Raw genomic sequence first — 15,645 nt, forward strand, 5'->3', positions numbered from 1 at the left:
AATATGTTTTTTAAGTAATTTTCAACGGAGAACGTCGAATTTACGTTATGATTTTCTCGATGGGCATTACCACGATGCCTTGTGCACCTGCCGCTTTGAGGCTGTTGATCTTTTCCCAAAAATCCTGCTCGGCAATAACCGAATGAACAGCTACCCAGCCTTCTTCAAACAAGGGAACAACGGTAGGACTTTTTACGCCTGGCAATAAATCTACAACGGCTTGCAGGTTTTCTTTGCTCACGTTGAGCACCACATATTTGGTGGCTTTGGCGCGCAGCACCGATTGGATCCGCTGCACCAATTCTTTCACTTCGGCATTGAATTCGATCTCTTTGTTGCCAATCAAAACAGCCTCCGAATTCATCACGTCCTTGAAGGGTTTCAGGCCGTTGCTCTTTAAAGTTCCACCAGTAGAAACGATGTCGAAAATGGCATCGCTCAAGCCCAAGCCCGGACCAATTTCTACCGAGCCCGAAATGTTTCTGATCTGCGCATCAACGTTGTTGGCCTTCAGGTATTTTTCGAGAATTACCGGATAAGAAGTGGCGATTGCCTTGCCGTTTAATTGGGCCAGTTCGGTGATGTCGCTCGTGCTCTGCACGGCGATTTTTAGGGTGCATTTGCCAAAGCCGAGCTTCTGCAGGTAACAAACGTCGGCACCTGCTTCTACAATTACATTTTCACCCACAATGCCCAAATCGGCAATGCCGTCCTGCACATATTCTGGAATATCGTCGTCTCTCAGGAAAAGGATTTCCAAAGGAAAATTAGTGACTGTTGAGATGAGGGAACTTTTGTAGTTTTCGAAAGATAAACCACAATTTTTAAGGATTTCTACTGATTTTTCGTTGAGCCTACCCGATTTTTGGATAGCGATTTTAAGTGTTTTCACTTGTTATAAAATTAGGAATAAGAAATATGGAGTCTATTGTTAAAAACCGTTTTGCGTACAAAACATTTATCTATCTATCGCCGTAATGGCGATGATGATGTAAATGTGCATAATGGTTTAAAACTTGGATCATATATTACTTTCTTTCCGTAATTTTGGCCAGAAGATGTTGCAAATATAACTTTGTAAATGTGAAATCAAAAAAATATGGCATTTTATTTGCCATGTAAGTGCCAGGCCCGCAGGCCAAATGATACTTAAACCTCACAGAAAATTGAAAAAAACGCTCCTATTTGTAGCCGTATGTTTGTTTTTGAGCTCTTGCAGCTGGTTTCGCACCAAGCCTGAGATTGCCGTTGTTTTGTCTAAACATTTCGACAATAAACTATACAATGATTTTGATACGGTTGCTTATGATTCGGTATTCGTCAAAAAAATGGACGAACTGAGCAGTAAATTGTCCAACCCCAAAGTAATCAAGGCATATTACGCGCATCACCAAGACCGGCCGTTGCTGGTTACGCGTTTTTATGTAAACGGTGCACTGGATACCTTGAAAAGTTACATCCAGCGAAGCAAAGCCGATGGGTTTAATCCCGAAATATTCAGGGTAAATGAACTGGAAACCCTTTTGCAAACCCTTGATGCGAACAAATTCAAAAAGATAAGCGAGGTTTATCCTTTAATAGCCGATCTGGAAATCAAGGCTGCCGATGCCCTTTTAAAGTACAGCACCTTCATCAAATACGGCAGCGTAAATCCCAGGAAGCTGTTTAACCGCTATTACATTGCCAGTAAACGACCAGATAGCCTGAAGCTCGATTCGATGTTGAATACCACGGATCTGGTTGCTATATTGAAAGATGCGCAGCAGACTTCAAAAAATTACCTCGACCTGAAAAGGGCCTTGGCGCTTTACCGCGACAGCTTGGGTACCGACGAAAATCCGGCCATCAAAGCCATCAAGCTCAACATGGAGCGCATGCGTTGGCAACTGCCGGTCAAAACCGAGGAAACCGTGTTGGTCAATATCCCCGATTTCTCGCTAACCTGGTTTAAGGGCCAAGATACCTTAACGCACATGAACGTATGTGTTGGCGGTAAGCGCGAAGAAGGCTATGCCGATAAAATGAAGGCTTACTTAAAGTCTAAAAATTTAGACGACAAGCCCAAAAACCACGAAACGCCACAACTGGTGAGCGTATTTAATGCCATACAGGTAAATCCGGTTTGGAATATTCCGGTAAGCATTGCGCAGAGCGAAATTTATTGGCAGGCGGTTAGAGACCCTTATTACCTGTCTAACAACAACATTAAGGTATACCTGAAAGGCAAACTGGTAAATGATCCGGATACCATCCAATGGAATAAATACTCGCGCGAGAAATTGCCTTTTCAATTTAAGCAAGGCTCAGGCGAAGGCAATGCCTTGGGCAAGTTCAAATTCATTTTCGACAACAGTTCAAGCATTTACCTTCACGATACCAACAACAAAAATGGTTTTAGGCTGGCCAACAGGGCAATCAGCCATGGTTGTGTGCGTATTGAAAAGCCGCTCGAGTTTGCACAGCTGATGGTGAGAGACAAATACCAGTACGACCAGTTGCGCATGGAGGTGAACCTGCCGCCGGTTGATACCACCAGGATGAAGCAGTATCAGAAAAAACTGGCTAAAAGAACCGATACGCTCAATACCTTCCAATTGAAGCCAAGCTGGTTCGCTACTCGGAAAAACGTGGCCGTGGTAATTGGCTATTTTACCGCTTGGGCCGAAAACGGCAAGGTTCAGTTCAGACCCGATGTTTACGATTACGACGAAACTTTGTGGGAAGCCATTAAAAAATACATGTAGACGCGCTTGTGCCCAAATCTCCTCATTTCCATTATTGCAACAACTTGTGTTCAATAGCTCAAAAGCTTAACTTGCGCTAACAATGAACCTTATGGATTTTAAAAACAGTTTGTTTGTATGTGCGTTGTCTGCCAGCTTTTTGGCTGCCTGTCAGTCGGCAAATGATAAGACGCCGCAAGCCGCTGTGGCAAAGAAAACCGATTCGGTAGCTAAACAGGCGCCTGTCGCTAGCGTTGCAAAATCGGAGCTGATTGCGGTTAAAGCGCCTTTAGATTTTAATGGATTTTGGAACTACTACACCAGTAACATAAAGCTTTACGAAAACTTTGTAGCCCATGATGTAAACGGTAAGGTAATGGATAAGGAGGCTTTCCTGAAACAAATGAAAACGGAACATTACCTGCCGATGTTGCTCGCTTCGGCAGAACCTGATCCGCATTACCAGTTGTTCCGCATACCCCAAGGCGCAGACCCGAACATAGGTACCTACATGAGGCAGTTTGCCGCCGACGAGCTGAAGTATGGTCAGATGAAGGGCAAGCCCATTCCGGCTTTCAGTTTTAAGGATGTGGACGGCAAACTGTATACCTCGGCCAATACCAAAGGCAAAATCGTACTCTTTAAATGTTGGTTTATCGGCTGTGTAGCCTGTGTACAGGAAATGCCCGCCCTGAATGAGCTGGTTCAACAATATAAAGACCGTAACGATATCCTGTTTGTAAGCCTGGCTATAGATGCCAAGCCCGAATTGCAGGCGTTTTTAGCTAAAACCAAGTTCGATTATGCCACGGTTCCCAATCAGGAGCATTACATGGCCGAAAAACTGCTGGTCAATGCTTATCCGACCCATTTTTTAATCGATAAAAAAGGCCTATTGGTTAATGTGGTCAGCGAAGAAGACGCAATTGCCAGTTTGTTGGAGCGTGAAGTAGCCAAGAACTAATCCTGCTGGGTAAGGGCAGGTTCCAGTTTTGGCTGTTGGGCGGCTTTCTTGTTGTTTCGGTATTTGCTCAGGTTAATGAGCAATACACTTCCTAAAATAACCACCAGCCCAGCTATTTGCAGCAGACTGATCTTTTCATTGGTAAAACAGAGGCTTAACAGTACGGCCACTACCGGATTTACGTAGGCGTAGGTGCTTACCTGTGTTGCCGGACGTACCTTTAACAGCCAAACATAGGCGCTAAAGGCTGCGATAGAGCCAAATATGATCAAATAACCTACCGAAAGCCAGGCGTCAAGCGGAATGGTCGTCCAGTTAAAAGTCTTAAACTCGCCAGTAAACAAACCACCTGGGATAAATGCCATACCGGCGGCCAGCATTTGCCAGGCCGTACCAACAGCAACCGAATCGTCGGGATTGGATTGGTGTTTGGCATAAAGCGAACCTGCTGCCCAGGCCACAGGGCCCAGCACCAAAAGGATCATGCCGGCAATTTGGGTTGGACTTTGGCTGGTGCCCAAAATTTGGATCAGTTGTTCGCCAAACAGCAGAATTACACCGATAAAGCCAACAATTAGTCCCGCAACGGTTGAGGTGCTGCCGAAATTCTCCTTCCATTTGGGCTTGTCTAAAATAACGAACCAGATGGCGGCCGAGGCAACCATAATGGCTACCAACCCGCTTGGAATAAACTGTTCGACCCAAATAACAATGCCATTGCCTATGCCCAGCATTAAGATGCCGGCAATGGCGGCGTGTTTGATGAGGCGTTTGTTGAAGATGGGCTGTCCGGTAAATGCGCACCAGGTAATGAGGAGCAAACCGGCCAGGATAAACCTAAAGGAACCGAGGATAAAGGGCGGAAAGCCCGCCAGGGCCTTTTGGATGAAAAAATAAGTGGAGCCCCACACAATGTAAACAATGGCAAAAGCGAGGTAGACGAAAAGGAGGGGCGCTGTTTTTTTTACATTTGCCATCATGATATTATTTAGTGTTGATGTCTGGGATGATTAATTGTTGGTTTTCTTTTACGGTTTCGAGCACAATGGTGGTGCGCACCGAAAGAATGTTTGATATTTTGCTGAATTCATCGCGCATCAAAGCCATGAGCGAGGCCGAGTCGCGGGTTCTTACCTTCACCAGGTAGCAGTCTTCGCCGGCAATAATGTGTACTTCCTGTACTTCTTTGATCTTCGAAAGCTCATCGGCAGTAGTGGTGCAGCCCACAGTATTCGACGTTTTCATCGAAATGAAGGCCAGCAGGCTCATGTCAATGGCGGCGGGATCTATTTTGGTGGTGTACTGCGTAATTACCTTTCGCTGTTCCAGTTTCTTTACCCGCTCTAGCACTGCCGATGGGGCCATTTCCAGTTCCTTGGCCATGTCAACGTTCGAGATCCGCGCATTTTCCTGCATGAGCCTCAAAATGGACAGGTCTATTTTATCTAAGTTCATATGCTGATTTTAGTTCAGTAAATCTAGTTATTAAAAGAATAATATTCATAATTTATTTATTAAAAATGATTTTTATTCTATAAAAGCAGGGTTGTGTCGTTGTTTATACGACAACATCAGCCAAAGGGAAAAGCTGAATTAACCCAAAAGAAGCAGGACAAGAAATAAAGAAATGTTCGGGAATGAACCGAATTGCCAGTAATAGCACAAGAAATGCCAATTCTTTATTGATAAACCTTAACCCAGTCTATTTCCATTTGTACAGGCAGGTTGTCGGGATTGATCTTTCCTACCCAACTGCCACCTAGCTGCTGATCGATAAGAACGTAAAAAGGCTGGTCGTAAGGCCATTGGCTCGGGTCTACGCCGTTTATGCGGGGATAGCGAAAGGTTTCTTTCCCGTTTAGGGTAAATATCAATTTGTCGGGATACCACTGCAAGCCAAAAATATTGAACTGATTAGGATCTAGCTTGGCGGTTCCAGAATGTGGGGGTTTGTCTTTTTGCTTAAGTTCCAAAGTGTAGTATGAATGGGTGGTTTGATAGATGATCTTGTCGAAATTAAGATGCTCCATGATGTCTATCTCTCCATTTCTGGGGTATTTTCCGTACTTGTTGTGTTCGGCCAACATCCACATGGCCGGCCAGGCGCCCTGTGCGCAGCCCAATTTGGCGCGGATTTCTATTTTGCCATATTGAAAGGCGAATTTCCCCTTGCTGTAAATGCCACCGGTTAAAAAGGGACGCTTATCTGAGGCGGTATCCGGATTTTTGATGCCTTTCAAAAACAACTGGCCATCCTGGAGTTTGTAGCACAAGGGGTTGCTGCTCATGTGTTTGCCCCAATCGGCAGTATTGGCAGGTATTTTTGTCCATTTGGTGGTGTCGAGCGAAGTTGCATTAAAATCGTCGAACCAAACCAGTTTCCAGTCTTTGCCGGCTCTTCCATCTTTCTGGATGTAGGAATAACCATTCTCGACTCTTGCAGGCACGTTGCAACTTAGGCAACAGGCCGCTGTCAGTAGGAAGATCAGGAGAGAAGGCAGTAATTTGTTCATGGCAATTACAAATAAGCATGGCTATGGAGGTTGAAGATAAGGTTAATGCTGGTTTTCTTGCTCAACCGATACCTAATGATAGCACAAATTCCTTACATCTGGCTTTGGTGTCTGAACGCAAACGTTTGTGCCTGGAGCTTGAGTTTGTCGTCGAAATAAGTTCTTTTTTTGACTGTTAGTAATCTCCATATTTTTTCTATCTTTGGTTTTTAATGAATTTCCTTTATCCGGGCTTTCTTTTTGCACTTTTAACGGTCGCTATTCCGGTCATTATCCATTTATTCAATTTCAGGAAATTTAAAAGAGTCTATTTTAGCAATGTCGCCTTTTTAAAGGAGATCAAAGCGCAGCAATCATCGAGAGAAAGGCTAAAAAACCTGCTCATCCTCTGTTGCCGTATCTTGGCCATCGTGTTTTTGGTGTTCGCCTTTGCACGTCCGTTTTTGCCCTCAACCAGCAAGATAGACCAAAGCAAGGGAAATATCGTCAGCATTTACATTGATAATTCGTACAGCATGGAAGCTGTAAACAAGGAGGGAAGCCTCTTAGACGAAGCCAAGCGCAAAGCCAAGGAAATTGTAAAGGCCTTCCAGCTCAACGACCGCTTTCAGCTGCTGACCAACGATTTTGAAGGCAGGCATCAGCGTTTGCTCAATGCCGACGAGCTGATCCAGGCGGTTGACGAGGTGAAAATCTCTGCGGCCAGCCGACAGCTGCAGCAGGTTATCAATCGGCAACAAAGCATTTTTACCGGCGCCAGCAACCGTTTTGCCTACATCATCTCCGATTTTCAGCAGGGTTTTGCCGGAAACCAGCCGATCAAAACCAACCCCAATACCAACGTCTCGCTCATTAAGCTCAATTCGAATGCCTTGCCTAATGTAGCGGTCGACAGTGCTTGGTTGCTGTCGCCAACGCACCAGGCCGGAACTACCGAAAAACTGGTGGTGCAGCTGCATAATTATGGCGACGAAGATGCGAAGAACATTCCGATCAAACTCACCATCAATCAACAACAAAAGGCCATCAGTAGCTTGAATATCGCAGCCGGTAAAACCCAAACCGATACTTTGGCCTACAGTGGCTTGGGCTTGGGCTGGCAGAGGGGAACCCTCAGCATCAAGGATTTTCCCTTGACTTTTGACGACCAGCTCAATTTCAGTTTCAGGGTAAACGCCAACCAAAAGGTATTGAGCATTAATGGACAAACCGCCGAGAAATACATCAAGGCGCTGTTTGGTGCCGACCCGTATTTTCAGCTTACCGAGATGCCCGAGCGCAATATCAATTACTCGGCCTTGGCCAGCTATAGCCTGATTGTGCTGAACAGCCTCGATAATCCCGCTAGCGGATTGGCTCAGGAGCTCAAAACCTATATCGCCAATGGCGGTTCGGTTGTTGTTTTTCCAAATGTAAAAGCCGATAAAAATGTTTATTCCTCGTTTTTAACGTCACTGGGCCTTCCGGCAATTGCCGATGTAAATGCTAGCGCCACCAAGGTGAGCCATATTGAACTGAAGCATCCTTTGTTCAAGGAAGTGTTCGAAACCTTGCCGCAAAACATAGACCTGCCTCAGGTAAACCATTATTTTAACTTTGTAGAAAACAACCAGCGCAGCAAGGAAGACCTGTTGTCGTTGCCTGCCGGCAAATTGTTTTTTGCACGTTATCCGATGGGCAACGGACAGGCGTATTTGGCGGCAACCGATTTGAACAACGAAGATAGCAACTTGGCCAAGCATCCAGTTTTTGTGCCTTTAATGTACAAAATAGCCTTTGCCAGCGCCAAAGAACAGCCCATTTACTATACCGCAGGTCGGAACAACGTGCTTGAGAGCCAAAAAATAGTATTGGGCGCCAATCAAACGCTGAAGCTGGTGGCCGACAATTTCGAGGTGATACCCGAATTGCGCCAAACCAATGGCAAAACCTTGCTTTACGTGGCAGACCAAGTGAAAAAAGCAGGTTATTACGAGCTTAAAAAAGCAGATTCAACCTTGGCCGTTATTGCCTTTAATGATAACCGCACTGAATCGGACATGCATTACAGTTCGGCCGATCAGATCAAAGAACTATTTGGAAAACAGCCCTTAACGTTTTTGGACCCGAAATCCGATAGCATTGCTTCGGCCGTTTCTTCCAAAAATAATGGAACCGAATTATGGAAACTTTGCCTAATTTTGAGCTTGGTTTTCTTGGCTATTGAAATTTTACTGGTACGATTTTATCATACCCAAAAACCGGGCTTACCAGCTCATTGATACAGAAACATTATAAGCTAATCCATAACATATACATTCATGAACCTCTTAGTAAAGGGAATTACTATTGCAGATCCTAACAGCGAGTTTAACCAGCAAAAAGCTGATGTACGCGTTGAAGGCGGAAAAATTGTTGCTGTCGAAAAACAATTATCGCCTTTAAAGAACGAAACTGTTGTAGAAGCCAGTGGCGCTATACTTTCGCCAGGTTTTTTCGACCTGAATTGTATGATTGGCGATCCTGGGCTCGAAACTAAGGAAGACCTGCAAAGCGGAACGGCCGCGGCCAAAGCTGGTGGATTTACCGGTATTGCCGTTTTGCCTACCACCAAGCCGGTGGTGCAAACAAAAGGAGCTGTCGAATATATCCTGAACAGGGCCAAAAACAACTTGGTTGATGTGCACCCCATTGGCGCCATCAGCAACGATTTGGAAGGCAAGGAGCTGGCCGAGCTTTTTGACATGAAAAATGCCGGGGCTGTTGCCTTTTCTGAGGGCAGCAAGGCTATTGCCGACGATGGCTTTATGAGCCGCGCCCTGCAATATGCTTTAGGTTTTGAGGGGCTGTTGATGGTTTATCCAGAAAATAAATCCATTGCTGGCAAGGCCCAGGTAAACGAAAGCAAAAACAACGTGCTTTTAGGCATGAAAGGCATTCCGGCGTTGGCCGAAGAAATGCAGCTAGCCCGCGATATTTATTTAGCAACCTACCACAATGCACCCATCCACATCAGCCAGATTTCTACGGCAGGTTCGGTAGCATTGATTAAAAAGGCCAAAAAAGACGGCCTGAAAATTACCTGCGACGTGGCGGCACACCAGTTGGTATTTACCGAAGACCTGTTGAACGATTTTGACAGTAACTACAAGGTAAAGCCACCATTGCGAAGCAAAGCCGATAATAAAGCCCTAATTGCTGGATTGAAAGACGGCACCATTGATGCCGTGACCTCGCAGCACCGTCCGCACGAGATTGAGTTTAAGGATGTAGAGTTTGAAATCGCCTCTTATGGTATCATTGCCCTGCAAACGGTTTTGCCTTTATTGCTGCAGGCTGGATTAGATGCAGGCCTCATTGCCGAGAAGCTGGCTATCAACCCGCGTAAATTGCTAAAGCTCGAAGTTCCGGTAATCGGCATAGGAGCCACCGCCAATTTTGTGGTCTACCACCCGCAACAGGAATGGGAGTATAACGTAAACAATAACCGTTCAAAAGCGGCCAACTCTCCTTTGCTGGGCAAAACCCTGAAAGGAAAGGTGCAGCTGGTTTATAACAACAAACAATTCGAAACGTATGAATAACAAAATAGAAAAAGCATTGGCTGCTTCTCTGGCTGCTTTTGCAAAGGCTAAAGGAATCGATGCCAAAGAAGTAGAAAAAAGACTGGCCGATGTTTTTGCATTAGACATCAATTTTTTGGACAAGGTTGCGAAATTCGATGAGGTTTTTGACGATTATCCGGCTTTCGACGAGTTGCGCGAAGTGTATTTCGATACCCTGATGATCAATTTCTTTACCAGCGACGTGAACAAGCTGGAAGAAAACTATCTCGAATCCAAAGAATGGGAAGCCATTGAAGAAGAAACGATCGATAGGGGCACCGAGTTGCTCAACCTGCTGTTGTACATCAACGAGTGCCACGATGAGCAGATCAACCCTGAATTAGACGATTTCCTGAAAGAGTTTCTGTTGGTTGACGAAGATGAGTTTCAAGACGAGTTCCATATCTACGAAGACCTGATCAGCAACCAGCAGTTGGCCGAAAGCAGCGTAGAGGACATCTGCAAAAATGGTCAGACCCTTGATTTGAAGGAAGAAATGGAAGAACTGTTTGTGCCTTTTATGACGTTTTTCCTTCACCCCAACGGTGGCGAAGCAGTAGAAGCCGATTTGTTGAAGTATAGCAGTAACAAAGGTTACGATGTTGCAGTCTATAGCTTAATTGCTAACTTTAATAAAAAATAAACTAAACTAACATGGAAATTAAATTTAACGATAAGGACTTAAAGGTCGAAGCAATCAAGAACGGCTTGGGCTTAGGTCTGATTATGGTGGTATTAGGTCTTGTTTCGGCTTACCTGATTATGAACTCGACTTCCATTTGGGCCATCTTCCTTTATCCCGTTTGCCTAAATATTATTCTTCCTATTGTTATTGCGGTTTTCTTCAGCAAAGACCTTCGTAAAAAAATAGGGGGCTACTGGAATTTTAGAAGGGCTACCTCAGGAATATTCATCATGTTCCTAACCAGCTACCTGATTTCTTCGGTAGTAAACGTAGCGTACGTTAAGTTGGTTGAGCCTGACATGCAGGCCAAGATCCAAACGTCCATTACGGATGCTACAACAAAAATGATGGAAAAACAAGGCGTAGACAAGGCCAAAATCGATGAAGTAATCAAGCAAAAAGACGAAGAGTTTAAAAAGAAAAACAGCGGTACGGTTATGCAGTCTGTACAAGGCTACCTGATCGGTGTACTTTTTGTGTTTGTGTTTGCGTTAATATTCGGAGCCATCTTTAAAAAAGAGCCTCCCTTGTTTGTAAGTGATACCAACGAAAATTAAGTATAATTAGTAATCGAATACGTGCAGGTTTTGTCATTTAATTTGATGAAATTTGCACGTTTTAATTTATACAAACCGTACGTTGTTGCAAACAAAAGAACAGATAGGAACCGGGCTGGCAGCAATCCGGTTGCAGAGTACCCTTTTTGAAACAATGACGACAACTCTAAATTAATGGATATATCAATAGTAATTCCACTCTATAACGAAGAGGAATCGTTGCCTGAGCTGATCGCTTGGATAGATAAGGTGATGACCGAAAACAACTTCTCGTACGAAGCCATTTTTATTGATGATGGCAGCAAGGATACTTCATGGTCGGTCATTACGCAGCTCAAAGAAAGTTATGGCAGCGTAAAAGGCATCAAGTTCAGGAGGAATTACGGCAAATCTGCGGCCCTGAATGTGGGTTTTGAAGTGGCGCAAGGCGATGTGATCATTACCATGGACGCCGACTTGCAGGATAGTCCGGATGAAGTGCCGGAACTTTACAGAAGGATCAAAGAAGAAAACTTCGATATCGTGTCGGGCTGGAAAAAAAAGCGCTACGACCCGATTACCAAAACTATACCCACCAAGCTGTTTAACGCGGCTACCCGCAAAATGAGTGGCATACAGCTCAACGATTTCAACTGTGGCCTAAAAGCCTACCGCAAAGATGTAGTCAAAACCATCGAAGTATACGGCGAAATGCACCGCTACATTCCGGTAATTGCCAAATGGGCGGGTTTCAGCAAAATTGGCGAACAGGTAGTAGAGCACCGGGCCAGGAAATATGGGGTAACCAAATTTGGCCTGAGTCGTTTTATCAATGGCTTTTTAGACCTGCTTTCTATCTTTTTTGTGGGCAAGTTTGGCAAAAGGCCCATGCATTTTTTCGGCTCGCTGGGCGTATTGAGCTTTTTTGTGGGCATGATCATGACCTTGTGGATGATAGGCGTAAAACTTTATCATATTGCCGCACATATTCCTTACAAAAGAGAAATTACAGACCAACCCTTGTTTTATATAGCTTTGGTAGCCATTATCGTCGGTTCACAAATGTTCCTTACCGGATTTGTGGCCGAACTGGTCACGCGCAACGCTCCAGAAAGAAACCAGTACTTAATTGAGAAGGAACTTTAAGGCATAGGGCGTAAGGTATATTCACGCCGTAAACCTTCAACCTTTTACCTTTTACCTTAACACATGTTTTTCTCTATCATCATACCACTTTACAACCGTCCGCAAGAAATAGACGAACTGCTGGAAACCCTAACCAGGCAAACCTATACGCAGTTTGAGGTGCTGGTTATTGAAGATGGTTCGGTAAACGATGCCAAGGATATTGTGGCTTCTTATGCCAACCGCTTAGACGTAAAATATTTTTTTAAGCCCAACGAGGGGCAAGGCTTTTCGCGCAATTTTGGTTTCGAACGCGCCAAAGGCGACTATTTTGTCATCTTCGATTCGGATTGCCTCATCCCGGCCGATTATCTCGAAATCGTAAAAGACTATTTATTCGAGCATCAGCTGGATGCCTATGGCGGTCCTGATGCCGCGCACGATACCTTTACGCCTGTACAAAAAGCCATCAGCTACGCCATGACGTCGCCGTTTACTACCGGTGGTATCCGCGGCAATAAACAGCATATTGGCCAGTTCCATCCGCGTAGCTTTAACATGGGCGTATCAAGAGAAGTTTGGGAAAAGGTAGGAGGCTTTATCCTCACCCGTTTGGGCGAAGACATCGAGTACAGCATCCGTATCCACGAAAGCGGCTTTAAAATCGGCCTGATTCCGGCCGCCAAGGTTTTTCACAAGAGAAGAACCAGCTTTAAGCAATTTTATAAGCAGCTCCACTTTTTTGGGCGGGCAAGGATCAATATTTACAAACATTTCCCAGCAGAACTGAAATTGGTGCATTTCTTTCCGGCGTTTTTTGTTGTCGGATTGGGCATTACCCTATTGTGCAACTTTATTTATTGGCCATTGGCCTGGGTATGCAATTTCTTTTTGCTGCTCTTTTTTGTGTTGATATTTTTTCATGCCTGGCAGGTCAACAAATCAATAAAAATTGCATTTTTGAGTGTAGTTGCATCTTTTATACAACTTACGGCCTATGGTTTAGGCTTTATACAGGATTTTTTTAAGCGAATTATATTTAAACAATCATGATAGATTATCTAAAGGAAAGCACATTTGCGGTTAAGGATGTCGTGTTGCAGGCCTGGAAGGTAACCAAAGAAAATTATTTTTCTATTGCTACGCTTTGCTTCCTGATCTTCATCACCGCATCTACCTCAACCTTTATGGCCTTCTTTATGGAAGAGCTGCATATTGGCATCAAGATCGTGATGCTGCTCATTTTCATCATGTGCTATTGCGTGATAGAGCTTTGCATGATCAAGTATATTTTTCATTTGCTCGACGATGAAAATGCCGATATCAAGATTATCGATACCTTGCCTACCCGAAAGGAAATAGGCCGCTTCTTGTTGGGCACCATTTATTTTGGTATCAGTATCTTCTTAGTAGGTATTCTGCTCATGCCGGTGCTGTATATTTTAGACCTGGTTTTCAAATTTGCGGTAAGTCAGCATATTATTGCCGGTTATGCCGAAACCGGCAAGATCATTGTTAACATAGCGGTGGTTATTGCCATGATCAGTATTTTCTTTACGTTTATCCGCATCATTTTCTTTCCTTTTTTCATCATCGATAAGCATTCTCCGCCTTTCGAATCCATTAAGCTGAGCCTGGCCACTACCAAGGGCAACTTTATCAAGCTCATGTTTTTTTTGCTGGGTTTGGTCATTGTACAAGCTATTGTATTTGGCTTTTTCTATGTAGTAGTGACCACAGGCTTCCGCTTGATCAATTTCTTCTTCGATACCGATATCAACCAATACATTTCGCTGATTGTGGTCATATTCAGCTCGTTTGTGATTGTGCCTTTTACGACGGCTTTTTTTGCGGTGGCCTACCGCAAGATCATGGGCGACTACAAAGGTGACGAGCATCCGGATATTATCCATAACATTGTTTAATTTAAAGTGCACAGGTTTGTTAGCCATGGCTTCATTGGCAACTGAAAACCGAGCATTGTAAACGGGTAACTGTAAACTGAAAAATGGGATTTAAAGCAGCATTGAGCAAGCCGTTTGCGGCATGGGTGGTAAAAGGAATTGACAAGTGGAAAAAGGATGCGGTAAAAGCGCAGCAAACCATCTTCCAATCGTTGATTAAAGGGGCTTCTGCTACGGTGTTTGGACATGACCATGATTTTGCATCCATAAAGAGCTATGCCGATTTCAAGGCGAAGGTGCCCATCCGCGATTACGAAACCTTGAAACCTTATGTAGATAGGGTTGTAGCTGGCGAAAAAAATATCCTCTGGAAAGGGAAACCAGCCTATTTTGCCAAAACTTCGGGCACCACTTCTGGCGTAAAATACATTCCTATTTCAAAGGAATCGATGCCCGAACACATCAAGGCGGCCCGTAATGCCTTGTTAACCTATATTCATGAAACAGGCAAGGCCGATTTCGTAAATGGCAAAATGATCTTCCTGCAGGGTAGTCCGATTTTAACCGAAAAGCATGGCATTAAAATAGGGCGTTTATCGGGCATTGTAGCCCATCTGGTACCGGCATACTTGCAAAAAAACAGGCTGCCTTCATACCCAACCAATTGCATCGAAGATTGGGAGGAAAAGGTTGATGCGATTGTAGGCGAAACGATCAGCCAGGATATGACCCTGATTTCGGGTATTCCGCCATGGGTACAAATGTATTTTGATAGGCTCAAAGTAAAGTCTGGTGGCAAAAAAATAAAAGATATCTTCCAAAATTTTAGCCTGTTTGTTTATGGTGGCGTTAATTACGAACCTTACCGCGCCAAGATAGAGGCCAGCATTGGCAAAAAGATCGATTCGATAGAAACCTATCCGGCATCAGAAGGTTTTATTGCCTATCAGGACAGTCAACAGGAAAAAGGACTTTTGCTATTGGCCAACGCCGGCATTTTTTACGAATTTATTCCCGCCGACGAGTACTATAATGAAAATCCAACCCGGTTAAGTTTGGGCGAAGTGGAGCTGGACAAGAATTACGCACTGATTTTAAACACCAATGCCGGTTTATGGGGCTATAGCATTGGCGATACCGTGAAATTTGTGTCGAAAAACCCCTATAAGATTTTGGTCACCGGTCGCATCAAGCATTTCATTTCGGCTTTTGGCGAGCATGTTATCGGCGAGGAGGTAGAGCATGCGTTGCTTTCGGTAGCCAACGAGGAAGGGGTAGAAATTACAGAATTTACTGTAGCGCCGCAGGTGAATGCGCCAGATGGGCAATTGCCTTACCATGAGTGGTTTGTAGAGTTTGGTACGGAGCCGAAAGACCCGCAAGCCTTCGCCGCTAAAGTAGATAAGGCTTTGCAAAAGAAGAATATTTACTATTTTGACCTCATTGAAGGCAAAATCCTGCAACCGTTAATTATCCGTACCTTGCAGCAAGATGCTTTTGTAAACTATATGCGCGCTGCTGGCAAGCTTGGCGGACAAAACAAAGTGCCTCGTTTAAGCAACGATAGAAAGATTGCCGACGAGCTAACGCAGTATGTGAAGACGTAGATTG

Annotated in this window: 14 protein-coding genes; 10 read left to right on the forward strand and 4 right to left on the reverse strand. The window is 44.4% G+C overall.

From position 1 onward, the window contains the following. Positions 1–40: 40 nt before the first annotated feature. Entirely contained in the window at positions 41–892 is an 852-nt protein-coding gene (hisG, locus tag JHD69_RS03420; RefSeq protein ID WP_199137433.1) for an ATP phosphoribosyltransferase, read from the reverse strand. 274 nt (positions 893–1,166) lie between these two features. On the opposite strand from hisG, the gene JHD69_RS03425 reads away from it, so the two are divergent. Then, the gene (locus JHD69_RS03425) at positions 1,167–2,744 is read left to right on the forward strand and encodes a L,D-transpeptidase family protein (protein WP_233165666.1); all 1,578 of its coding nucleotides are present in this window, start codon (positions 1,167–1,169) and stop codon (positions 2,742–2,744) included. A gap of 91 nt (positions 2,745–2,835) precedes the next feature. Beyond that, positions 2,836–3,687, forward strand: a complete 852-nt coding sequence (locus JHD69_RS03430) for a TlpA family protein disulfide reductase (RefSeq protein ID WP_199137435.1) — start codon at positions 2,836–2,838, stop codon at positions 3,685–3,687. Here JHD69_RS03430 and JHD69_RS03435 read toward each other — a convergent pair. The 3 genes from JHD69_RS03435 to JHD69_RS03445 form a co-directional block, all read right to left on the reverse strand. Further along, the gene (locus JHD69_RS03435; protein ID WP_233165668.1) at positions 3,684–4,664 is read right to left on the reverse strand and encodes an EamA family transporter; all 981 of its coding nucleotides are present in this window, start codon (positions 4,662–4,664) and stop codon (positions 3,684–3,686) included. The two genes, JHD69_RS03430 and JHD69_RS03435, sit on opposite strands and share 4 nt — an antisense overlap. Before the next feature lie 7 nt (positions 4,665–4,671). Further along, positions 4,672–5,142: an Lrp/AsnC family transcriptional regulator gene (locus tag JHD69_RS03440; protein WP_199137437.1), complete on the reverse strand. Its 471-nt coding sequence runs from the start codon at positions 5,140–5,142 to the stop codon at positions 4,672–4,674. A 224-nt stretch (positions 5,143–5,366) separates the two neighbouring features. Then, positions 5,367–6,200, reverse strand: coding sequence for a glycoside hydrolase family 16 protein (locus tag JHD69_RS03445; protein ID WP_199137439.1), 834 nt, complete (start codon positions 6,198–6,200; stop codon positions 5,367–5,369). Positions 6,201–6,412: 212 nt separating this feature from the next. Here JHD69_RS03445 and JHD69_RS03450 point away from each other — a divergent pair, with 212 nt between their 5' ends. From JHD69_RS03450 to JHD69_RS03485, 8 genes are all read left to right on the forward strand, one after another. Further along, positions 6,413–8,461: a vWA domain-containing protein gene (locus JHD69_RS03450; RefSeq protein ID WP_199137441.1), complete on the forward strand. Its 2,049-nt coding sequence runs from the start codon at positions 6,413–6,415 to the stop codon at positions 8,459–8,461. Positions 8,462–8,500: 39 nt separating this feature from the next. Beyond that, positions 8,501–9,763, forward strand: a complete 1,263-nt coding sequence (locus JHD69_RS03455; RefSeq protein WP_199137443.1) for a dihydroorotase — start codon at positions 8,501–8,503, stop codon at positions 9,761–9,763. Then, positions 9,756–10,427 (forward strand): hypothetical protein, encoded by a 672-nt coding sequence (locus JHD69_RS03460; RefSeq protein ID WP_199137444.1) that lies wholly within the window; start codon positions 9,756–9,758, stop codon positions 10,425–10,427. Before JHD69_RS03455 ends, JHD69_RS03460 begins: the two co-directional genes overlap by 8 nt. An 11-nt stretch (positions 10,428–10,438) precedes the next feature. Continuing rightward, on the forward strand, positions 10,439–11,026 hold the full coding sequence (locus tag JHD69_RS03465) for a DUF4199 domain-containing protein (RefSeq protein ID WP_199137445.1): 588 nt from the start codon (positions 10,439–10,441) through the stop codon (positions 11,024–11,026). 174 nt (positions 11,027–11,200) lie between these two features. Beyond that, positions 11,201–12,151 (forward strand): glycosyltransferase family 2 protein, encoded by a 951-nt coding sequence (locus tag JHD69_RS03470; RefSeq protein ID WP_199137446.1) that lies wholly within the window; start codon positions 11,201–11,203, stop codon positions 12,149–12,151. 63 nt (positions 12,152–12,214) lie between these two features. After that, positions 12,215–13,183 carry a glycosyltransferase gene (locus JHD69_RS03475; protein WP_199137447.1) on the forward strand — a complete coding sequence of 323 codons (969 nt, stop codon included), beginning with the start codon at positions 12,215–12,217 and terminating at the stop codon, positions 13,181–13,183. Next, positions 13,180–14,055 carry a hypothetical protein gene (locus JHD69_RS03480; protein ID WP_199137448.1) on the forward strand — a complete coding sequence of 292 codons (876 nt, stop codon included), beginning with the start codon at positions 13,180–13,182 and terminating at the stop codon, positions 14,053–14,055. The genes JHD69_RS03475 and JHD69_RS03480 overlap by 4 nt, the downstream gene beginning before the upstream one ends. 83 nt (positions 14,056–14,138) lie before the next feature. Next, positions 14,139–15,641 (forward strand): GH3 auxin-responsive promoter family protein, encoded by a 1,503-nt coding sequence (locus JHD69_RS03485; RefSeq protein ID WP_199137449.1) that lies wholly within the window; start codon positions 14,139–14,141, stop codon positions 15,639–15,641. Positions 15,642–15,645: the final 4 nt, after the last annotated feature.

The sequence above is a fragment of the Pedobacter sp. ASV12 genome, assembly GCF_016429155.1.
GTDB lineage: Bacteria > Bacteroidota > Bacteroidia > Sphingobacteriales > Sphingobacteriaceae > Pedobacter.